The organism is Photobacterium rosenbergii (assembly GCF_033022775.1).
GTDB classification, from domain to species: Bacteria; Pseudomonadota; Gammaproteobacteria; order Enterobacterales; family Vibrionaceae; genus Photobacterium; species Photobacterium rosenbergii_A.
Map to the genome: position 1 here is coordinate 193,622 of NZ_JAWJZI010000004.1, position 22,646 is coordinate 216,267.

Annotated in this window: 18 protein-coding genes and 1 tRNA gene; 17 read left to right on the forward strand and 2 right to left on the reverse strand. The window is 49.8% G+C overall.

Features of this window, described 5'->3' with window-relative positions:
* The first annotated feature begins 265 nt into the window (after window positions 1–265).
* The 4 genes from ebgA to glgC all read left to right on the forward strand — a co-directional run bounded on the left by ebgA (window position 266) and on the right by glgC (window position 6,791).
* Complete coding sequence (ebgA, locus tag R2X38_RS11730) at window positions 266–3,370, forward strand: beta-galactosidase subunit alpha (protein WP_317522422.1); 3,105 nt, start codon at window positions 266–268, stop codon at window positions 3,368–3,370.
* A 14-nt stretch (window positions 3,371–3,384) separates the two neighbouring features.
* On the forward strand, window positions 3,385–3,837 hold the full coding sequence (locus R2X38_RS11735; protein WP_317522423.1) for a beta-galactosidase subunit beta: 453 nt from the start codon (window positions 3,385–3,387) through the stop codon (window positions 3,835–3,837).
* 100 nt (window positions 3,838–3,937) lie between these two features.
* Window positions 3,938–5,365: an amino acid permease gene (locus R2X38_RS11740; RefSeq protein WP_317522424.1), complete on the forward strand. Its 1,428-nt coding sequence runs from the start codon at window positions 3,938–3,940 to the stop codon at window positions 5,363–5,365.
* A 70-nt stretch (window positions 5,366–5,435) separates the two neighbouring features.
* Window positions 5,436–6,791, forward strand: coding sequence for a glucose-1-phosphate adenylyltransferase (gene glgC / locus R2X38_RS11745; RefSeq protein ID WP_317522425.1), 1,356 nt, complete (start codon window positions 5,436–5,438; stop codon window positions 6,789–6,791).
* 79 nt (window positions 6,792–6,870) lie between these two features.
* Here glgC and R2X38_RS11750 read toward each other — a convergent pair.
* Window positions 6,871–6,961 (reverse strand) — tRNA-Ser (locus R2X38_RS11750).
* Window positions 6,962–7,418: 457 nt separating this feature from the next.
* Between R2X38_RS11750 and R2X38_RS11755 the strand changes: the two genes are divergently transcribed.
* The 11 genes from R2X38_RS11755 (at window position 7,419) to R2X38_RS11805 (ending at window position 17,142) form a co-directional block, all read left to right on the forward strand.
* Entirely contained in the window at window positions 7,419–8,480 is a 1,062-nt protein-coding gene (locus tag R2X38_RS11755) for a PTS fructose transporter subunit EIIC (protein WP_317522426.1), read from the forward strand.
* 22 nt (window positions 8,481–8,502) lie between these two features.
* The gene (locus R2X38_RS11760) at window positions 8,503–8,817 is read left to right on the forward strand and encodes a PTS fructose-like transporter subunit IIB (protein ID WP_044620522.1); all 315 of its coding nucleotides are present in this window, start codon (window positions 8,503–8,505) and stop codon (window positions 8,815–8,817) included.
* 239 nt (window positions 8,818–9,056) lie between these two features.
* Window positions 9,057–9,899 carry an AraC family transcriptional regulator gene (locus tag R2X38_RS11765; RefSeq protein WP_317522427.1) on the forward strand — a complete coding sequence of 281 codons (843 nt, stop codon included), beginning with the start codon at window positions 9,057–9,059 and terminating at the stop codon, window positions 9,897–9,899.
* Between the two features lie 274 nt (window positions 9,900–10,173).
* Window positions 10,174–10,485, forward strand: a complete 312-nt coding sequence (locus R2X38_RS11770; RefSeq protein ID WP_317522793.1) for a PTS fructose transporter subunit IIB — start codon at window positions 10,174–10,176, stop codon at window positions 10,483–10,485.
* 19 nt (window positions 10,486–10,504) lie between these two features.
* Entirely contained in the window at window positions 10,505–12,994 is a 2,490-nt protein-coding gene (ptsP, locus tag R2X38_RS11775; RefSeq protein WP_317522428.1) for a phosphoenolpyruvate--protein phosphotransferase, read from the forward strand.
* A 225-nt stretch (window positions 12,995–13,219) separates the two neighbouring features.
* On the forward strand, window positions 13,220–13,618 hold the full coding sequence (locus tag R2X38_RS11780; RefSeq protein ID WP_317522429.1) for a DUF2170 family protein: 399 nt from the start codon (window positions 13,220–13,222) through the stop codon (window positions 13,616–13,618).
* Window positions 13,618–14,304, forward strand: a complete 687-nt coding sequence (locus tag R2X38_RS11785) for a PspA/IM30 family protein (RefSeq protein WP_317522430.1) — start codon at window positions 13,618–13,620, stop codon at window positions 14,302–14,304. The genes R2X38_RS11780 and R2X38_RS11785 overlap by 1 nt, the downstream gene beginning before the upstream one ends.
* A 23-nt stretch (window positions 14,305–14,327) precedes the next feature.
* A complete protein-coding gene (locus R2X38_RS11790) occupies window positions 14,328–15,362 on the forward strand; it encodes a potassium channel protein (protein WP_317522431.1) in 1,035 nt (344 codons plus the stop codon).
* Window positions 15,363–15,410: 48 nt separating this feature from the next.
* Window positions 15,411–16,043 carry a YjfK family protein gene (locus R2X38_RS11795; protein ID WP_317522432.1) on the forward strand — a complete coding sequence of 211 codons (633 nt, stop codon included), beginning with the start codon at window positions 15,411–15,413 and terminating at the stop codon, window positions 16,041–16,043.
* 33 nt (window positions 16,044–16,076) lie between these two features.
* A complete protein-coding gene (locus R2X38_RS11800; RefSeq protein ID WP_317522433.1) occupies window positions 16,077–16,493 on the forward strand; it encodes a DUF350 domain-containing protein in 417 nt (138 codons plus the stop codon).
* 10 nt (window positions 16,494–16,503) lie between these two features.
* Window positions 16,504–17,142, forward strand: a complete 639-nt coding sequence (locus tag R2X38_RS11805) for a DUF1190 family protein (protein WP_317522434.1) — start codon at window positions 16,504–16,506, stop codon at window positions 17,140–17,142.
* 165 nt (window positions 17,143–17,307) lie between these two features.
* Here the strand turns inward: R2X38_RS11805 and R2X38_RS11810 are convergent, their stop codons facing one another.
* Complete coding sequence (locus R2X38_RS11810; protein WP_317522435.1) at window positions 17,308–18,708, reverse strand: cytochrome-c peroxidase; 1,401 nt, start codon at window positions 18,706–18,708, stop codon at window positions 17,308–17,310.
* Window positions 18,709–19,268: 560 nt separating this feature from the next.
* On the opposite strand from R2X38_RS11810, the gene R2X38_RS11815 reads away from it, so the two are divergent.
* Both R2X38_RS11815 and R2X38_RS11820 read left to right on the forward strand, forming a co-directional pair.
* On the forward strand, window positions 19,269–20,690 hold the full coding sequence (locus tag R2X38_RS11815; protein ID WP_411185179.1) for an immunoglobulin-like domain-containing protein: 1,422 nt from the start codon (window positions 19,269–19,271) through the stop codon (window positions 20,688–20,690).
* A gap of 631 nt (window positions 20,691–21,321) precedes the next feature.
* On the forward strand, window positions 21,322–22,602 hold the full coding sequence (locus R2X38_RS11820; protein ID WP_317522437.1) for a nucleoside permease: 1,281 nt from the start codon (window positions 21,322–21,324) through the stop codon (window positions 22,600–22,602).
* The last annotated feature ends 44 nt before the right edge of the window (window positions 22,603–22,646 follow it).

The window sequence follows — 22,646 nt, forward strand, 5'->3', positions numbered from 1 at the left end:
GCTTTTTTAATGCCTTCTATCAACATCCCCACCAATAAGCACTGGTTACCACCTCGCCTCTTTACTCAGTAAAAACCTCGCCCTGAAATTCTTAATCACCATCACACTATTGAGCGAATCAATAGTAAAAATCGTGATCGAGTTAAAGCATCCAAATTTTACCGATTTCATTTAGTAAAACTTTTACTAAACTGATTTGCAAGTTACCAGACCAATATCCTGGTCATAGCAGAAAAATACATCGGTATTGAACCGGAGGCATTTCGTGAACAATTGGGAAAACTTCCTTCACCTACATGAGAACCGTCTTGCACCACGTGCATACTTCTTCTCGTACAACTCCCTAACCAACGCACAGACTTTCCAGCGTGAGCTAAGCAGCAACTTCATGTTGCTCAGCGGCCAGTGGCAGTTCCAATACTTCAACCACCCGCTTTTGGTACCTGAAGAGTTTTACTTGCAGCCAATGGCAGAATGGGGCCACATTACTGTCCCTAACATGTGGCAGATGGAAGGCCATGGCGTTCTGCAGTACACCGATGAGGGCTTCCCGTTCCCTATCGATGTCCCGTTCGTTCCAACAGAAAACCCAACCGGTGCCTACCAGCGTACCTTCACACTGGGTGCCAACTGGCAAGACAAGCAGACCATCATCAAGTTTGATGGTGTTGAGACTTACTTCGAAGTTTACGTCAATGGCGAGTATGTCGGCTTCAGCAAAGGCAGCCGCCTAACGGCCGAGTTCGATATCAGCCAATACGTCCAGCAAGGTAACAACCTGCTTTCGGTACGAGTGATGCAGTGGGCTGACTCCACCTACATTGAAGATCAGGATATGTGGTGGACAGCCGGTATTTTCCGCGACGTATACCTTGTCGGTAAAGAGCAAGTTCACGTCCAAGACTTCACCGTTCGCACCGACTTTGCAGAGGACTACCAAAAAGCAACACTTTCTTGCGCTGTCGATCTAGAAAACCTGTCTGCCACTCAGGCATCAGGCTTTGCCCTGGAATACGTGCTTTATGACAAGGGCCAGATCATTGCCGAGGGGGCATGTTCTCACCTGACTATCGATGCCAATTCACAGGTACAGGCTCAGACACAATTTGCCATCGAGCTGGACAACCCGACCCACTGGACAGCGGAAAATCCTTATCTATACCAGCTAGTCCTGACGCTTAAAGATAATTTGGGCAACACCCTGGAAATCATTCCACAGCGTGTCGGTTTCCGTGATATCAAAGTCCGTGATGGCCTGTTCTACATCAACAACCAATACGTCATGTTGCACGGCGTTAACCGCCACGACAACGACCACCTCAAAGGCCGTGCTGTCGGTATGGAGCGTATCGAAAAAGATCTGATCCTGATGAAGCAGCACAACATCAACTCGGTTCGTACTGCGCACTACCCTAACGATCCGCGCTTCTACGAGCTGTGTGACATCTACGGCTTGTTCGTTATGGCTGAGACCGATGTCGAAACCCACGGCTTTGCCAATGTCGGCGATCTGAGCCGCATCACCGACGATGCCGAGTGGGAAACGGTGTTTGTAGACCGTGCAGTGCGCCATGTTCACGCGCAGAAAAACCACCCATCGATCATCATGTGGTCGCTGGGTAACGAGTCCGGTTACGGCTGCAATATCCGCTCGATGTATGAAGCCACCAAGGCGATTGATGACACCCGTTTGGTGCACTACGAAGAAGACCGCGACGCAGAAGTCGTCGATGTGATTTCGACTATGTACTCCCGCGCCCAGCTGATGAACTACTTCGGCGAGCATCCGCACGAGAAACCTCGCATCATCTGTGAATATGCCCATGCCATGGGTAACGGCCCGGGCGGCCTGACCGAGTACCAAAACGTGTTCTACCAGCACGACCATATCCAAGGCCATTACGTGTGGGAATGGTGTGACCACGGTATTCTGGCCCGTGACGACAACGGTACTGAATTCTACAAATACGGCGGCGACTACGGCGATTACCCGAACAACTATAACTTCTGTATGGATGGCCTGATCTACCCAGATCAAACCCCTGGCCCGGGCCTAAAAGAATACAAGCAAGTCATTGCACCGGTGAAGATCCGTGCCGTCGACGAGCAGGCTGGTAAATTCCTGGTCGAGAACAAACTGTGGTTCTCTGATCTGAACGATTACACCATCACTGCAGATATCCGTGCCGAAGGTGAGACCCTGCGCACCGTGCAGTTCAAGGTTGACGATCTTGCTGCCAACTCAGGCCGTGAAGTCACTATTGCCATCCCTGAACTGGATGAGCGTGAAGTGTTCATCAACTTCACCGTCCGCAAAGACAGCCGCACCCTTTACAGCGCGGCCAACCATGAAATTGCGGTTTACCAATACCAGCTTAAAGAAAACACGGCGAATGAAACGCGTTTTGTCAATCACAATGCGACACCACTGATGGTGGAAGAAAATCGCCTGAGCACAGTGATCACTGGCAATAACTTTGCGCTGAACTTCTCGAAAATCAACGGCAAGCTGACCTCGTGGGTAGTTAATGGCGAGGAGCTGATCAAGTCAGAGCCTAAGCTGAACTTCTTCAAGCCGATGATCGACAACCATAAGCAAGAGCACGAAGGGCTATGGGAGCCTGCACACCTGCAAATTATGCAGGAGCACTTCCGCACTATCGACGTAGTTAAACATACCAACACCGTTGAAATCACTACCACCAGCATCGTTGCACCACCGGTATTTGATTTCGGTATGCGCTGCGAGTACCGCTACCAGATCAACGCGGAAGGCCAGCTCAACATCGAACTGAGTGGCGAGCGCTACGGCGATTACCCACATGTCATTCCGGTTATCGGCTTGGACTTGGGGATCAACGGCGACTTCGACCAGGTGAAATACTACGGCCGCGGCCCGGAAGAAAACTACCAGGACAGCAAGCAGGCCAACCTGATTGATATCTACCAGAGCACTGTTGACGACATGTTCGAGAACTACCCGTTTCCGCAAAACAACGGTAACCGTCAGCATGTTCGCTGGGCAGCACTGACCAACCGTCACGGTGCTGGCCTGTTGGTTAAACCACAGCAGGAAATCAACTTCAGTGCATGGTTCTACACCAACCAGAACCTGCATCAAGCTCAGCACACTATTGAACTGGCTAAGAGTGGCTTCATCACCCTGAACCTTGACCACAAAGTGATGGGCCTCGGCTCCAACTCTTGGGGCAGTGAAGTCCTCGACTCTTACCGAGTCTACATGGATGAGTTCCGCTACGGCCTCACCCTAATGCCATTACAGGCGGGAGATTGCAGCGCGCAAACCATGGCCAGCCATGACTTCGGCAACCGCTTCTTCACCGCTACTTCTAACCAAAAAAACCAGTAAACGAGGCGACAATCATGATCGTGCTAGAGAGCCTAGAGCAATTCAAAGTGGTGTACCGCGATGGCCGTAAATGGAACCGCTGCGTGGAGGCAATTGAGAATATCGCCCATATCAAAGATGACGTGATGCACTCCATCGGCGATTCGCTGGTTTACATGATTGAAGACGGTGTTGCCCGCAACACAGAGAACTTCGAAGGCAACCGCCGTTACTTCGACGTGCATTACTACCTGGAAGGCCGTGAAACCGTCGAGTTCGCCGATAAAGCGGCGCTTGAGGTGGTGGAAGCCTACCGCGACGAAACCGACCGCGAATACCTGCGAGGCGAAGGCGAAACCCGCGAGCTGTACGAAGGCCAAGTGGCGATTTTCGACAACCGCGAGGCGTATCGCTTCCACGGTGATAACCGGGTGCGCAAGGTCGTGCTGAAAGTGACCATCGAAGATGGCTACTTCCTCAATAAGTAAATAGACAACGACAAGAGGGCTTGGTGTACCCAAGCCCTTATATAACAACACGCTTAATAGCGATTAACTCTATAATTGACGTGATTCAACGGAGGACACAATGTCTGAATCCTTACGCGGCACGATTGGCAAGTTTGCTTTGCTATCAATGACGTTTGCTGCCGTCTTTAACGTACGCAACATCGTGAACAACAACATCGAGCTGGGCTTGAGCTCCGCACCAATATTCCTGTTGGCAACCGTGGTCTACTTTATCCCTTTCGTGTTCATCATTGCCGAATTTGTATCGGCCAATAAGAATTCCGAATCGGGCATGTACGACTGGCTGAAACAACCACTGGGCACCAAAGCGGCTTACCTTGGCTCTTTCCTTTACTGGTTCGTTAACCTGTTCTGGTTTGTGTCGCTACTACCGAACGTTATCGCCTATGCGTCCTACGCAATGCTGGGTTACGAATACACCTTCTCGCCAATGGTTACCTCGCTGATCTCAATTGTTTTGTTTGCGGCTGCTACCCACATCTCGACCAAAGGAGCGACTTGGCTGGGTAAGATCTCGGAAATCGTTGCTTATGGCGTGTTTGCCCTGTTCGGCATCTATGTCCTTGGTGCCTTGATGGCTCTGAGCGGTGACTACACCCCAGCCCAGCCTATCACCATGGAAGCCATGAGCCCAACCATCAACTGGGCAACCTTGGGTATCATGTGTTGGATCTTCCAGGCAGCCGGTGGTGCTGAAACAGCGGCAGCTTACCTCAAAGATGTGAAAGGCGGCCAAAAAGCCTTTATTAAAGTCATTATTGCCGCTGGTATTCTGATTGGTGCAATGTACGCTGTCGGTTCACTGCTGGTTAACGTCTTCGTCGCCCGTGAAGATTTAACCTATGCCGGTGGTATGGTTGAAATCTTTACCGGTATGGCAAACTACTTCGAGATCTCACAAGCACTGGTTGGCCGCTTTGTCGGTATTATTCTGTTCATCGCTATGTTCGGCTCAATGATGATGTGGACTGCCGCCCCGGTGAAAATCCACTTCTCTGAAATCCCGAAAGGCGTTTACGGTGAAAAAACCACAGAGCTTAACGAGCACGGTGTACCGGTTCGCGCCGCTTGGTGGCAGTTCGCTTTCGTTGTTGTAATGCTAGTTGTTAACGGCTTCGGCTCTGAGTCTGTGCAGGATATGATGAACCAGGCCATCAACTTGACTGCTGGCACCGCAATGCTACCGCCGATCTTCATCATGGCTGCCTACTTCGTGTTCCGCTGGAAATACGATGACACCCCGCGTGATTTCCGTATGGGCTCGCGCAATGTTGGTATGGCGATTGTATCGGTACTTATCGTTATCTTCGTGGTGAGTATGACGGCATCAGCCTTCCCAACAGGCGTTAACCTTGTCCGTGCGTTCTTCATCAATGTCTTCATGACCGCGGTCTTCTCTGCCATTGCATGGTGGTGGATTTCCCGCTTCGAAAAGAAGCAGGCAGGCAAAAACGCTAGTACTGAACAAGAAGTTGTGACTCAGTAAAAAACCAACCGCAACGACGACAAAGCCCGCAGTGAAAACTGTGGGCTTTGTACCTTTTCGTCGAAAAATAATGAAAATCAGCATTGAACATTTTCATCACGCAAATCTTTACTATCTTTGTCTGGTCAATGGATGTAAAACCTCTGATCACAATAGGATATTAAGGATGTTGCACAATTACGATCGTCACATCAGTCTCTTAACTAAAAACACCTATGCCATTATTTTAGCTGGAGGAAAAGGTAGCCGACTGTTCGAATTAACAAAGTGGCGCGCTAAACCCGCCGTCTATTTTGGTGGCATGTTCCGCATTATTGATTTTCCATTATCGAACTGCTTTAACTCCGGTGTCTGCCGTGTTGGTGTTGCAACTCAATATAAATCTCACTCCCTGATCCGCCACATCAATCGTGGCTGGGGACAGTTTAAGGCCGATTTGTCTGAGTTTGTTGAAATACTGCCAGCGTCACAACAGAAAGGGGATGACTGGTACTTAGGTACTGCGGATGCGGTCAGTCAGAATGCCAACATTATTCGCGAGACAGGGGCTAAATATGTGCTGATCCTGTCTGGCGATCACGTCTATCGTATGGATTACGGCGTACTTATTGCGCAACATGTAGAAAATAATGCAGACATGACCGTATGTTGTCTAGAAACGACAGTTGAAGAGGCTGCCGGCCGCTTTGGCGTGATGACAATCGATGAAAACAACAGGGTCGTCGAATTCAATGAAAAACCCGCGGCCCCCAAAGAGATCCCCGGTAAACCGGGCTTATGTCTCGCCTCCATGGGAAACTACGTTTTTGATGTTGATTTTCTATTTGAACAATTGGAAAAAGATGGCATTAATAATACGTCCAGCCATGACTTTGGCAACGACATTATCCCATCAATAATCGATAACCATAATATCTGCGCTTTTGCTTTCGCCGATCCTGACAGCAGCAAGAAGCCATACTGGCGAGATGTCGGTACACTGGATTCATTGTGGGAGGCCAATATGGAGTTGATAGAGCCTGAGCCTCAGTTCAATCTTTACGATAGATCATGGCCGATAATGACCTATCAAGAGCAGCTACCCCCGGCAAAGTTTATTTTCGATGATGACTATCGAAGAGGGACCGCATTGGATTCCACCGTTTCGAGCGGCTGTATTATTTCCGGCTCGACAATTCGCAAATCTCTTCTGTACTCAAGTGTCCATACACACTCCCACAGCCTGATCGAATATTCCGTTCTGATGCGCGGCTGCGATATCGGTGAACACTGTAAATTACGCCGGGTTATTGTCGATACTGAATGCCATATCCCCGCCGGCATGACCATTGGATACGATAGAGAGCAAGATATCGCAAATGGCTTCCGGGTCTCTGACAAAGGGATCACATTAGTCACCAAGGAGATGATTGCGGCCTTGGGCTAAAGCCCTTCACCCATCTATTTCTTTGCCAAGTAACAGGTGCAAAAAAAGCCCAACATTTCTGCTGGGCTTTTTCTAAATGTGGCGGAGAGATAGGGATTTGAACCCTAGATACGCTATTAACGTATGCCGGTTTTCAAGACCGGTGCTTTCAACCACTCAGCCATCTCTCCGTAAGTGCGGCGTATAGTAATCGCAACCATTGAACTTGTAAACCCACCAATGATTCAAGTGCTTATATATCCACCAACAAAAAGGAATACTAGCAAAAAAACGGCAGTGTATAGGGATTTTCTCCGCTTTGTCTCATAAGTAGAACTCAATAACCTAATCACTGGCTGGATTTTTTCTCACCAGCTGGACTTTTAATACCTTTCACTACCATCATTCACACATCTTTAGCGATTTAGTGATCCGCTTCACTGTTGGCCTGAGAGCTAAATCACATCTCATTTCGTAGGGTACAAAAGTCCAGCTAATGGCCTATTTATCCAATAGTTTCGTCGTGTTGACCGTCCCATAATTACAGCCATCCAGACAGCATTCTGTCTTAGAACATCGCTCAACCCTATTGCGTTGGCGGCCGAGCCAACTGAAAAAATAAACCATAAAAACATGGAGTAATTCGAAATGAAAAGCCAACTGTCAGTGTTAAAAAGACACTTGTTGACGGGTACCAGCCACATGCTCCCCTTCGTTGTCGCCGGTGGTGTATTACTTGCCCTGTCAGTGATGCTAGGTGGTAAAGGTGCGGTACCGGAAGGCGTATTTCTTGAAGGCCTATGGGACATGGGTATCGCAGGTTTCACCCTGTTTGTGCCCGTGCTTGGTGGCTACATTGCTTATTCAATTGCTGACCGACCAGCACTTGCCCCGGGTATGATTGGTGCCTACCTGGCCAACCAAGTCCAAGCCGGTTTCCTTGGTGCGATTGTGGTTGGCTTTATTGCCGGTTACGTTGTCCTACAACTCAAGCGCATTCCGCTATCCAATAAACTAAAAGCCATCTCAACCTACTTTATTCTACCTATCGGCGGCACCTTTATTGTCTCGGGCTTGGTGATCTGGGTGATCGGTACGCCGATTGCAATGGCAATGGAAAGCATGAACCTGTGGCTACAGGGCATGGCAGGTGCCTCTAAAGCCTTCTTGGGTATGGTGCTCGGTGGCATGACCGCCTTTGACATGGGTGGCCCAATCAACAAAGTCGCGACCTTGTTCGCCCAAACCCAAGTCGGTACCCAGCCTTGGCTGATGGGTGGTGTCGGTATCGCTATCTGTGTTCCACCTTTAGGTATGTTCCTAGCGACTCTGCTTTCACCAAAACGTTACACCGATGAAGAGCGCGAAGCCGGTAAAGCTGCAGGGATCATGGGATGTATTGGTATCACCGAAGGGGCAATTCCTTTTGCAGCCGCTGACCCAATGCGCGTACTACCTTCTATCGTGGTTGGCGGTATGGTCGGTAACGTCGTCGGCTTCATGTTCAATGTCCTCAACCATGCACCATGGGGTGGCCTGATTGTAATACCAGTCGTGGACGGGCGCTTGTTCTACATCGTCGGTATTGCCGCCGGTGCCCTCACTACCGCCCTAATGGTCAATGCATTGAAAAAACCTATCGAACAACGTCCTGACGCCAAAGTTGAAGAAGACTCGGCGGAAGACACCCTTGAATTAGAATTCGACTAACAATATTTCGGGAGAAAACCACATGAAACTACTAGGCGTAACTTCTTGCCCATCCGGCGTAGCCCACACTTACATGGCAGCCGAAGCCCTGGAAACGGCGGCCAAAGCCAAAGGCTGGGAAGTCAAAATTGAAACTCAGGGCTCTATCGGGATTGAAAATGAAATCCTGTCAGCCGAAGTAGAAAATGCCGATATTGTCATCCTGACCAAAGATATCGCAATCAAAAACGAAGAGCGTTTCAAGGGCAAGAAAATTGTTCGTGTTGGCGTAGCTGATGCCGTGAAGAAAGCCCCTCAAATCATGGATAAAATCGAAGCGCACCTCGCTTCTGCTTAAATCCTCATTGCAATGCCTTGGCTTTATACCGCCAAGGCATTGGCACGTTATTACTCTGAAAAATGATACTTACTCAACAGTTTACAGAATATCATTTCGAAGTAGTGGATATTAGAGTGGTATCATATAAATGGTTAGCCTTCAGTAGCTTATACGTCTTCAGATAATGCGTATTCAGAGCTAGCCTCTCTTTTTGATAACACTGCGCTAGTCGCGAGTGATTTGGTAGATGTATTGACATGAAGCAAACCTTCACTGATCTTCTCGATAATGTGATTTCTGACAGCACGGCATTCAGCACCATCTGGTTTGCCGGTGATGATCTTCCGCCCCCCGAAGCCAGCTACCAAGTTAACTTTCCGCGGCTTGAGTTGGTATTCAATGGTCAATACGAAAACTTACTGGAAAGCCCACAGCATCAAATCGAAAACGTCTTACTTGGCACTGGCGATGCGTTGTTTATACCTGCCAATGCTTGGAACAAGCCGAGCTGGGACAAAGAATGTTCGGTTCTCAGCCTGCTTTTTGGTAAAAGCCAGCTCGGTTTCAGCCTGGTCAGCAAACACGAGGACGAGGAAGGGTTCTACGATGTGGTCAAATACAGTGTGCCGCAACGGACTGGCCGAGCCATCGACCACATACTGACGGCACTGTCGACTCTCGCCTACGAAAAACACAAACAACCCGCGGATAAGTTTCTGCTACTTGCACTACTCAGTTATTGCAAGGACATGCTAGCCCAGCCAGCAGAAGATACCAGTCGCCGTGGCGAAGACATGTTCAAAGGGATCTGTATTTACGTCCAGGAGAATTTCCACCGCAATATCAACCGTAATACCGTTGCAGCCCGCTTCAATATCTCACCGAATCATTTGTCTCGGCTGTTTCGTCAGGAAGGGCATATGCGTTTTGCCGATTACATTTCATGGGTCAGGCTGGAGCGCGCCAAGTTTATGCTAAAACGCTACAACTTCCGGCTTGAAGAAGTCGCTCAACGCTGCGGCTATCATGATCCGAATTACTTCTGCCGAGTGTTCAAACGCAAAACGGGCAAAACCCCAACCGAATACCGTTGTCGATAATCAGACGAACTAAGAATATGCCAAGCACATGCCTTAAAAATGCTAATCACACAGCAAAATGAATAGCCCGCGCAGAGCTGGCTCCCTGAAACCACCTCCCTCAACCCTTTCATTAGCGCCGTCTTATCAACTAACACCTCGTAAAATGGGACGATTATCACGGTTGGAAACCGGCGCTACAAAAGTCCAGTAAAGGGTTGTTTTCTCTTCTACCGACATCTCCCGCCTCTCCTTATAGTGTTCATATAGGATTTCAAACGATTGGAGATAAATGATGAGAGTGGTCGCTATCACTGCTTGCCCAACGGGGATTGCCCATACCTATATGGCCGCCGACAAATTGATCGATACCGCCAAAAAACTTGGCATTACCATCAAGGTCGAAACGCAAGGCGCGATGGGGATCGAAAACCGCCTCAGCGAGCAAGATATAAAATCCGCCGATGTGGTGGTGCTCGCAGCCGATATCAACATCGAGCATAGCGATCGCTTCAAGAACCAACGTTGCCTCGAAGTCACTATCCAAGATGCCCTGCAGCGTCCTCGCCGGGTGTTTTCTCAATGTCAGCAGCTGTTAGCGCACTAATTACAAGGCAGTAGTACCCATGAAACACCAATTTGCTTTCCGTTGTGAATTACCCAATGGTATTCATGCCCGTCCGGCGACACATCTCGAAAAAGCCTGCGGCCAATTTGATTGCCAGATCACGCTGGTTAACCATCGCAACAATCACCAAGGTGATGCCAAAAGTGTTCTGTCGCTGGTAGGCACCGATACCCTATTAGACGATGCTTGTACCCTGATCTTTGATGGAAATGACAGCGAACAGGCCTGCCGTGCCCTCGAAGACTTTATTTCCACTGAATTTAGCCATTGCGATGAAGCACTAACTCCTGTGGCAAGTATTGGTGAGTTCCCCTTACCCCAGTCACTGATGCGCCATCAACCGACATTGCTACACGGAACCCGTCTCGCTACCGGCCTTGGCCACGGTAAGTTAATCGAGTTTAGCCATACCAACCTTAACCAGTTTGCGACCGATATTTGCGAGCAAGAGACCGAACGATTCCAAACCGCCCACCAGAAGGTTATCGACCAGCTATCAGCGATGGCAGCCACGGCGAGTCATCACGAGAAAGACATTATCACGGCGCATCTGGCAATAGTGAACGACAGCAGCTTCATCAATGGCATCACGAGCTTGCTCAGTACCCACTCCACTGCCAACGCGATATTGGCCATTGTCGACAAACTCAGTACTCAGCTACAACAATCTGCCAGTGCTTATTTGCAAGAGCGGGTACTGGATATCAGAGATGTCGCAACCCAACTGCTAACTTGCGCTTACCCAGAAGTTCAATGTCAGCGAGAATGTAAACTGACAGAGCCGACTATCATACTGGCAAGTGATCTGACACCGAGCCAGTTCATCGGTTTGGATAAAACCCACCTGCAGGGGCTGGTGCTAACCCATGCCGGCAGTACGTCGCATACCGTCATCTTGGCTCGGGCCTTTGGCATTCCAACACTGTCAGGCATAGAGGCCAACCAGTGCAGCTCAGCACTCAAAACCCAGGCATTTATCGATGGCCAGCTCGGTGTCCTTGCCACAGAATGCAGTGAGCCTGTCCAACGCTACTTCCAACGCGCCTTAATGCTCAACCAACAAGAGAAAAAACAAAAAGAGCAATTTATCCACCAGCCAGCGGTCACTAACGATGGCCACCGAGTCGAAATTGCCGCCAACATTGCCTGCTCAATTGAAGCACCAGCGGCATTTGCCACTGGCGCAGAAGGCGTAGGCCTGTTCAGAACCGAAATGCTGTTCATGGACCGCCATAGCGCGCCAGATGAAGACGAGCAATTTAACCACTACCGCGAAGCGCTAGAAGCCGCCGAGGGTAAGCCGGTGATCATCCGAACCATGGATATCGGCGGTGACAAACCGATTGAGTATCTCAACCTGCCGCAAGAGACCAACCCGTTCCTAGGCTACCGTGCGGTCAGGATCTACCCACAGTTCGAGCAACTGTTCCGCACCCAGCTTCGGGCAATCCTCCGTGCATCTGTCTTTGGCAGTACCAAGATCATGATCCCGATGATCCAGAGCATCGAGGAGATCCGTTGGGTCAAGCAGCAGCTGAAACATGTCCAAGCCGAGCTTGATCGCGACAACATTGCCTACTCGTCTCAGCTACAGCTGGGGATCATGGTCGAAGTGCCTTCAGTCGCCTTCATCATCGACCAGTTCTGCCAAGAAGTAGATTTCTTCAGTATCGGCTCCAATGATATGACCCAGTATTTGTTGGCAGTAGACCGTGACAACGGACAAGTCTCGCACCTCTACAACAGTCTGGCACCCGCCTTCCTGCGTATGCTAGGACACGTGGTCAAAACGGCCCACGAGCACAACCGCTGGGTTGGATTGTGCGGTGAATTAGGTGCTGATAACAAAGTATTGCCTTTACTGGTGGGCTCAGGACTGGATGAGATCAGCATGAGTGCACCCAAAATCACCGCGACAAAAGCGGCTCTTCATGGCTTAACGCTTGCCCATTGCCAACAGTTATTCGAGCAGGCATGCCAGTGCCCAACTATCGCAGATGTCACAGCTCTACTGGACAAAACATCAGCAACAGCGCAAGACAAGCCCCTGCTAGGCATCGACTGTGTGTTCAAGCATGCGGATTTTGCCAACAAAGAAGAGGCGATACAGGCCTTGGTCGGCAACTTGGGCGTACAAGAACGTACCGACAATGCCTATGCCCTGGAAGACGATATTTGGGCCCGTGAGGCAGTATTCTCAACTGGGCTCGGACATGGTTTTGCCATCCCGCATACCAAATCCGACAATATCCGCCATTCGAGCATCAGCATTGCCCAGCTGCAAACGCCTATTGATTGGCAGTCTGACTCGGGTGATGTGGACTTCATCATTATGCTGACCCTCAATAAAGCGCAGGGTGATCAGCATATGCGGATCTTCTCAGGCTTGGCTCGCAAACTGATCCACCAAGATTTTCGCGATAAGTTAAGAAACTGCGATGACGAAGCGGCGATGATCCAGATGCTAGAACAAGAACTCGCTTTATAACATCACTTTCCTCCAGGAAAGTCCCAAGGTTCCCCCTGATTCATTCGGACGGTCAGGGGGCTTTTTTGACCAACCACACTATATCGCATGTAATCAAGCGGCATAAAATAGCTCACAAAAACACAACAAAAAAACATCATTTCATGGTAATTGAATAATTTAACCTCATAATAAGAGTAGATTTTTCATTCAATTCGCTGACACCTAAACCAAAAGGTAGCAACTATGACGTGGCAAGTTTCTGAACTAATCCCACTTCTCAGTGAGCACGAAGGCTGGGAAGTAGATCAAAATGACCAAACACTGGTCGTTCGTAACGAAGATAATATTGACGCCTTCCTGGCCATTTCTGGCGAGCAAATTCTGGTAGAGGTGCTGCTGTTCCCGGCAGAGCAAGTTAATAACATTGCCTCGCTCAACAATGACATCTTGCGCACCCACAAGATGTTCCCGCTATCGACCATCGGGATCAATGAGATTGGCGGCAACGACTACTACGTAGCCTTTGGTTCGCTATCTTCCCAGTCCAAGGCGGAAAGCATTGTGATTGAAGTGGCGACCCTGTTCCGCAATGTCGAAGCCTTCATCGAGCTATACCAAGATCACCTCAAGGAGGTTGCGTAATGAGCGTCTGGAAAAAACTGTTCACCGCGATCAAAGGCGGTGTGAATGAAACCGCCGAAGCAGTCGCCGACAACCAAGCACTGCGTATCCTCGATCAGGAAATCCGAGAAGCCAAGCAAGAGCTACGCCGCTCAGACGAAGCCTTGGTCAGCATCGTTGCCAAGCGCAAGATGTCGCAGCAGAAAGTCGATGGTTTCCAGCAGGGCATCAAAGAGTACGAGGGCCATGCCCGAGGTGCGATGGAAAAAGGCCAGCAAGATCTAGCTCTTGAGTGCGCGCAAAAGGTCGCCGAGCTTCGCAACGAGCAGCAGGCAGAGCAAACCTACCTTGATCAGTTCGTCGCCTCTGAGCAGAAGATGCGTACCAACATCAGTCAGGCAAAAGACAAGCTACGCCAGCTTGAGCAGCAAGTGGATGTGGTTAAAGCCAACGAAGCAGTGCAAAAAGCCCAGTCGGCTGTGTCGGCAACCAACGTCGGTGCCAACGCAAAGATGCACACTGCGGTTGAATCGCTCGAGCGCATCAAGCAACGTCAGGCCGAAAAATCGGCCCAACTCGAAGCCGCTGCAGAAATGGCCGAAGAGCAATCGGGCAGCAGTCTAGACAAGAAATTGGCCGATGCAGGGATCACTGCAGGTAAGCAGTCCTCAGCAGAAGATGAGCTGAAGCGTATCTTGGGTCAGTAATCGCAGTTTGATAAGGAGGCAGTATGTCATTGTGGCTTTTATTCCGGCGCTGGGCGGCCCAGAACTTCCATGCGCTAAGTGGCAGAAACCTCCTTTTATTGGTGATTGGCTACACGGTTATCAGCTACGCCCTGCTGTTTGCCGTTGGCGAGTCAGCCCTGATCCAGACCCCGACCGACTTCTTGTATTACTTGGTCGTTAGCGCTTCTACGGTCGGTTATGGCGATATGTCGCCAACAACCGTGGCTGGAAAATGGGTTGTGATGCTGTTTGTGATCCCAGGTGGGCTCGGGCTTTTTGCCTTAGCCATTGGCCGGGTTGCTAGCGTCTTTATTGATTACTGGAAACAGGGGCTGTTAGGCCGGAGGAAAGTATCGGTGGATAACCACATTCTTGTGCTGGGGTGGAACGAGCAGCGCACCCTTCACTTGGTCAAAATGCTGCAATACGAAGAGAAAGGACACCGCGACATCGTACTGTGTGTTCGCCCGGATATAGAAAACCCGCTCCCCGGCGAAATTGAGTTCGTCCGCACACCAAGCTTTACCGACAGCCTTTCAATGGCGAGGGCTGGCGTTGAAACCGCAAGCTGTATTGTGATCGACAACAGTGAAGATGACGTGACGCTGTCTGCGGCCTTGTTCTGTGCCAACCAGAACCCCAACGCCCATATCTTGGCTTATTTCAACGACGAATCACTGAGCGACCTACTGAAGCACCACTGCCCTAACGTGGAGTGTATTCCATCTGTAGCTGTCGAGATGTTGGCCAAAGCCGCGATTGACCCAGGCTCGAGCGAACTGCATCACGAACTGCTCAGCACCCATAAGGGGATGACCCAGTACGCAGTACAATATCCAACAGATGCCACACCAAGCTCGATTGCCCCACTGTTCAATGGTTTCAAACAACAATATGAAGCTATCCTTATTGCCATCGATACAGGCAAAGGCGTTGAGTTAAACCCACCGCTAGAGCGAAACGTCCCGCCAGGTGCCAAGCTGTTTTATATTGCCGACGAACGAGTAGAGCAGATCGACTGGTCAAAATGCACTTAGCGAGCATCAAGTTATCAACTTATTACACCAGATAACACGGGAGTGTTTATGTTTGACTGGTTCAAGAAGAAACAACCGCAGGTCACGACTCCGAGCAGCCCAGAGATCTTAGGCTTAAGGTTGGGTGGCGCCTTCGAGCTTGATGATCTAAAACTGAGGTTAATTGAGCCGGAGCTAATTATCGAGGGGGCATCCCGAACCCAATTAATTAAGGCGGTGGGCGAAGTTCATCTCGACGAACAAACCCGGCTACTGCGCTATTACACCGACGATGATGGCTTTATCCAGATATTAACCCACGGCAATACCGAAGCCGATATCAGCGAAGTAAAGCTTTATTATTTCTACGAGTCGCGTCCTATCGATAGCCAAAGCCAATGGCAGCACCTACTAGATCATGACATCGTCAAACCGAGCTGGGAGCTGGAAGACTTTCAGTTTGACAAAGTATGGGACAACTCCCGCCCGGTCGCGATGACCGAGAAAACCTGGCTTGAGAACGGCACTATCAGCGAGACCGACCATTTTGTCATGATTTACGAACGAGATACAGGCAATGGGCAGTTCGAATCCCTACTCGTGGCAGGCGAGGAGAAAATCTACCGCAACCAGGCCGAGCGATGTTTGGCTCTCAGTACTGGTTTCGATTTATCTCCCACCGATTTCAAACTGATTGGCTAATATTCAATACATTACAGAACGAATAGGATTAACATGGAAGTACTAACCAACTCACTTGCCGGCCTCGGCGCATTTCTGCTCTACTTTGCCCTATCGCTGGCTTTTCTGCTGGTTTTCAAGTTCGTCTACGTTCGCTTTACCCCGCATGATGAATGGAAACTCGTAAAAGAAGATCAGAATATCGCGGCGGCAATCGGCCTGTCAGGCTCGATTATTGGCTATTGCCTCGCAATCGCTGGTGCTGCCAGTAACTCGGTCAACCTTATCGATTTCGCCATTTGGGGCGTAGTGGCACTGTTTGCCCAGCTGATCGCCTTTGCGATTTTGCGTTTTGGTTTTATGCCGAGGATTGTCGAGCGTATCGAAGCAGGTGAAATACCTGCCGGGATTGTCATGGCGGCTACTTCTGTATCCGTAGGCCTACTCAATGCCGCCTGTATGACGTATTAAGGGGGACGCCATGAAACGCAGTAAACATGTCGTTCTCGCCAGTATGAAGAAAAACTGGCGCCCAGTATCTATTGGCTCGATGGCGGCCCCCATCACAGCGGTCGTGGCAACTGCTGTGCTTTCGGGCTGTAGCGACAGCGGTGATGATGCCGTCATATACGAAACCCTCAACGATTGCGTCGATGACAATCCAAACTATACCGAAGAGTGCCAGGCGGCTTACCAGTTTGCCTTGCAGGAAGCCTCCCGTACCGCACCGAAGTACAACTCCCGCTACGATTGTGAAGCCGAGTTCGGTACCAACGCCTGTATGCAACCACAAGGCAATAACTGGTTTATGCCCGCCATGGCTGGGTTCATGTTTGCCCGCATGATCGACCGGGATCGCGGCGGTTATTATTCGCAGCCGATGTTCCGCTCCTACTACCCCGGCAGTATTTTCTATGATCGCTGGACTACTGCCGATGGCTATGACTATGGTCGCAGCAGCTACAAGAAAACCAAAATCAGGGTCAGTAAAGACCACATGAAGCCCAAGCCCACGGTCAGTCGTACAATTTCCCGCGGTGGTTTTGGTTCAACGGTATCCGCTAAATCTGGCTGGAGCAGCAGTCGCTCTTCGGGAGGAAGCAAGGGGTGGGGTGGCTAACAGCTATCAAGTCACCCAAATGTGATCTCACAGCCCGCCACCAGCGTTATTAAAAGTGACAAGTTCATATCTCGTCATTTTTGTTCCTTTCATAACAGCCTGCACATCCTTGTTGCAGGTTTTTTTTGTCTCTGTTATTTGCTTGCAGCAGATTTGCCGGCCAGGCTACTTGCCTCCCTCAGGCGTATCCTCGCTGGCTTGCTCTTCAGCCTGCTGCGCTTGCAGCTGGCCTTCTACCGTGTTGGGGAAGAAAGGATCGCTGTAGATCGGGTTGGCGAGGAAGTTCTCATCCGTCAACGCTTCCATGAACGCGACCAAGGCTTCTTTCTCTTCCTGGCTCAGGCTCATCCTAATCGGCGTGCCGCCCGTCTGGCCATTGCTGGTTAAGTCTGGGCTCAGGTTCCGGTGGCGCTCAATACCGCTGTTGTAGAACTCCACCACCTCCATCAGAGTCGCAAACCGGCCATCATGCATGTAAGGCGCGCCGACGGCGATATTGCGCAATGACGGCGACTTGAAGAAACCGTTCCCTGCGCCTTGATCACTGCTGGTATCGGCATCCAAGCCATTAACATGCGCCTGGTCCATGGTATGCGCACTAGTCTGGTGGCAAGCGATACAGCCAAGCGAATCACGCTCAGTTCCGGGAAAGCCGGAAAAGAGTTTCAGCCCCAGCATTTCCTGCTCGCTAAATACCGCTTCAAAATTGGGGTCATCCCACTCGCCGGCAGTGAAAGCCTGGTCGTACTTGGACTCATAGGTCACCATGGTACGAATGAACTGGGCCAATGCGCGCGATATACGCTCACTGGTGATTGCTTCATCGCCAAAGGCCTCGTTAAATAGCTCGGCATAGTAGCTCGTTTCGCCCATTTTCACTTCAAGATCGAACAGGTTCATCCCCATTTCCACCTCGTCCTGAATAGGCATCAACACTTGGTCTTCCAGTGTATCGGCGCGTTCATCCCAAAAAAACTTACCATTACGGTAGTAAGCCGCATTGCTCAAGCTCATCGAATGGCGGCCGGTTTTCCCGCCATCAAAGCCATCACTGAAGGTCTTCGGATCAGTGAAACCGTGTTTCTGGATATGGCAGGAAGCACAGGCAACACTGTTGTTGGCTGACAGGCGGACATCGTAGAAGATCACCCGTCCCAAGTTGGCTCCGGCATTGGTTACCCGGTTGTCAAATGGGGTATTGTTTTGCGAATCCACATTGCCGAACGGCGAGGAGATCCGGGTATAGTACTTAGGCTGCGCCGCCAGATACGCTTCATAGTCATGGCTGGACGAGAGATCAGGTAAAGGCAAGCCATCAATATCTAATTTAGCCTCTAGCGGGGGGGGAGGCGGTGGCGTCTCATCGCCACCACCCTCTACGGGTGGAGGCGGCGCCTCGGCGGGCGGTGATTCATCCGGCTGCTCGCTGGCAGGCTCCTGCACAACTTCTGTACCTTCAGTCCCTGATGCAGTATCTACCGCGGCAATGGGATCATCAGAGTCTTCACGACAAGCTGTGACTGCCGCAACCAATACGACAGCCAGTATAAAACGGGAGGTATTCATTCAAACACTCCAAACCTAGCCTAAATAATCATTTTTATGGGCAGTCTGTTTTTTTGCTGCCTGTTATTTGTGATGAATGGGTATCCATTTCATCATTTACTACAAGGTTATTAGCCAAAAAATATCTTGTTTCTGACTCGTGAGAAAAAGCTGTCACAGCAGAAGGTTAGAGAGTACGGCAGGATAAGAAATCGCCATAAACATATTCAATATAAGCAAAATAGTACCAACTAAAGAAAAAGGAATATGTACATGTTCAGGGATAGAGAATGTACGAAAAAGCAGACAATGTGAATTAAATTCCTGAATCAGCAGCTTGTAATCTCTTGGGGATATACGCTTCTTTAGACACTCATCGTCATTTAATCAAGACAGCAACAACTTGCATTTAATCTTTTGAATCTAGATCTTTTTTTGCTTCATAAATTATTTATCCCATCTTATGCATGTATTAAGTTACACCCATAACTACAAAGCAAGACAATCAGACAAATCCAATATGAATCAAAGGAGTGAACATGAAACCATTACCACTGACCCTCCTCACTTCCGCTTTGCTGATGGGGAGTGCAACGGTATCTATCTCGGCACACGCCAATGAAATGGTGGCGCAGAGCGGAAATGTAGTGGTCGGCTACTGGCATAACTGGTGTGACGGTGCAGGCTATCGTGGCGGTAATGCTCCCTGTGTCGACTTAACGGAAGTACATCCTGATTACAATGTGGTCAATGTCTCTTTCATGAAAGTGTACAATCTCAATGCAGGCCGCATTCCAACCTTCGAGCTAGACCCGAATATTGGCCTGACCGAGTCAGCTTTCATTGACCAGATCAACACCCTGAACAGCCAAGGCCGAAGTGTATTGCTTGCGCTGGGTGGCGCCGATGCACACGTCGAGCTCAAGGCCGGTGATGAACAAGCCTTCGCCGATGAAGTCATCCGCCTGACAGATAAATACGGTTTCGACGGGCTGGATATCGACCTGGAGCAAACTGCCATTACCGCCGCGGATAACCAAACCGTTATTCCTGCCGCCCTCAGGCTAGTTAAAGATCATTACCGTGCCCAAGGTAAGAACTTCATGATCACCATGGCACCGGAATTCCCTTACCTCACCATCGCCAATGGTAAATACCTACCTTACCTAGAGGGACTGGCAGGCGACTATGACTTCATCAACCCACAATTCTATAACCAAGGCGGGGACGGTGTTTACGTGGATGGCGGTGTTGGCTGGCTTTCACAGAATGATGCTAGAAAAGAAGAGTTTATCTACTATATCTCCGACTCACTCATTAATGGCACCCGGGGTTACACAACCATCACTCATGACAAATTGGTATTTGGTATTCCTGCCAACATCGATGGAGCCAACAACGGTTTTGTTGAGGATCCCAATACCCTATATGCCGCATTCGATCGCTTGAAGGCACAAGGCCAACCTTTGCGCGGTGTGATGACCTGGTCGGTCAACTGGGATATGGGTAAAAACAGTGCCGGTCAGGCTTACAATGAAAAATTCATCAAAGACTACGGCAGTTACATCCATAACCAGCAGCCACCGGAGCCAGACAAATCACCAGTATTTACCGGTATCGCAGATACGCAAGTTGTTCGCGGTACAGCGTTTGACCCAATGACGGGGATCACTGCTGCCGACTATAACGGCAATGATATCTCAGCCGGTATCCAAGTCACCGGTAATGTAGACACTAACATAGTTGGTGATTACGCCCTTACCTATTCCGTCACTGACAACGCAGGTAACAGTGCCAACCAAGCGCGGAAAGTCACGGTCTATGATGATAGCCAGCCTGTTTGTCCAAATGCCTGGGACAGCGCAGCAACGTATGTGGCCAATGACGAAGTCACCCACAATGGCAAACTATGGCGTGCCAAGTGGTGGACTAAGGGTGAAGAACCTGGAACGACTGGCCAATGGGGAGTGTGGGAAGAAAAAGGTCCAGCATCCTGCCAATAATCACTGATGTCTAATCAGCAAAGTAAACCGTATTGTGCCAGTCAGCCTGCCCTGCTGGCACAATATGGTAAGTCCACGCCTTTCAACTTCTGTAAGCTTCGCGCTCAATTTTAACATTAAGCATTAGGGCGCTTCGTGATTATCCAATACACATCAGCTTCAGCCATCGCAGGACTTATCTTATTTGCAAGCCTGAATACCGAACAGCAAGAGCCAGATACCATTTCTACACACACCCTTTGCTATGATGTGGGGTTCAAGACACCCACTGAGCTCCGTGATAGTTATGACGGTGGGTTTGATGCGATATCCCTCGATCTTGCCCAGCGACAACTTAATCATAACGAACTCATTGAATGTACCAAGGTAACCCATGGTGCCTTGCAAGAAACAACACTACAGTCCCCACTCTTATTTCCTCGAAAAGGAATATCATCGAACATTCACCGTCTCCGCTAGGCTATAGATATGGCTTCTTGCACGCCTGTTTCAAGGTTCTGCTAAGTGGCTGATTCTATTTGTCAGCTCATCAATAATAGTTAACCTGATCACTTTTTAAACCATTTGGTATTGTTTTGGTATTACTTTAGTAATAGATTTGGTCTTGCCCTACTACTAAAGGAAAAAAGCGATGACAAAAACAAATACAAAACTGTCATTCATGATGTTCATTGAATGGTTCATCTGGGGGGCGTGGTTCGTCCCTTTATGGCAGTTTCTTAACACCAATGGATTTACCCCGACTGAGATCGCTTGGTCTTATGCCTGTACCGCAATCGCCGCGATCATTTCGCCGATCTTGGTAGGTTCGATCACCGACCGTTTCTTCCCTGCCCAAAAAGTTTTATCTGTCATGTTGTTAGCAGGGGCAGGACTGATGTATTTGGCCGCGCAGCAAACCACATTTTCTGGGTTCTTCCCGCTCCTGCTGGTTTACTCGCTCACCTACATGCCTACTATCGCCCTGACCAACAGTATCGCGTTCTCGAACGTCGATGATGTTGAGCGTGACTTCCCGCGTATCCGCGTACTGGGCACGATTGGCTGGATCGCTTCAGGTATTGTTTGTGGCTTCCTACCGGGTTGGTTGGGCTACGGCGATATCTCGGCAACCAATATTCCGCTACTGGTCACCGCAGCAAGTTCAGCACTTCTGGGTGTCTTTGCCCTGTCGCTACCGAATACACCACCAAAAAGTACCGGCAAACTGAGCCTTAAAGTGATGCTGGGCCTCGATGCTTTGGTACTGCTACGTGACAAGAATTTCTTGGCTTTCTTTGTCTGCTCGTTCATGTTCAGCATGCCGCTAGCCTTCTATTACATCTTTGCCAACGGCTACCTAACTGAAGTAGGCATGAGCAATGCTACAGGCTGGATGACCCTGGGTCAGTTCTCTGAAATCTTCTTCATGCTGGCACTTCCTTTCTTTACCAAGCGCTATGGTATTAAAAAGGTATTACTACTTGGTCTATTCACAGCAGCCATCCGCTACGGCTTCTTCGTCTACGGCAGCGCCGAGCAATGGTACCTGTACTCGCTACTGTTTGCCGGGATCCTGCTGCACGGTGTGAGCTACGACTTCTACTTCGTCACCGCTTACATCTATGTCGACAAGAAAGCGCCTAAGCACATGCGTATCGCCGCGCAAGGCTTGATCACCCTGTGTTGTCAGGGTCTGGGTAGCCTACTGGGTTATCGCATCGGTGGCGTGCTGATGGAGAAGATGTTCGCTTACCCTGAGCCGCAAAACGGCCTGACCTTCAACTGGTCTGGAATGTGGGGCTTCGGTGCCATCATGATTGCCGTCATCCTGATCGCCTTCATGTTCTTCTTCCGCGAGTCCGACGGTGAAATCGCAGAGATCGCCATCAAGGATGAAGACCCGGCCGACAGCAAACCGGCCAACGCATAATTTACTTTTTCGCCCGCCATGCTTGCGGCGGGCATGACGCAATA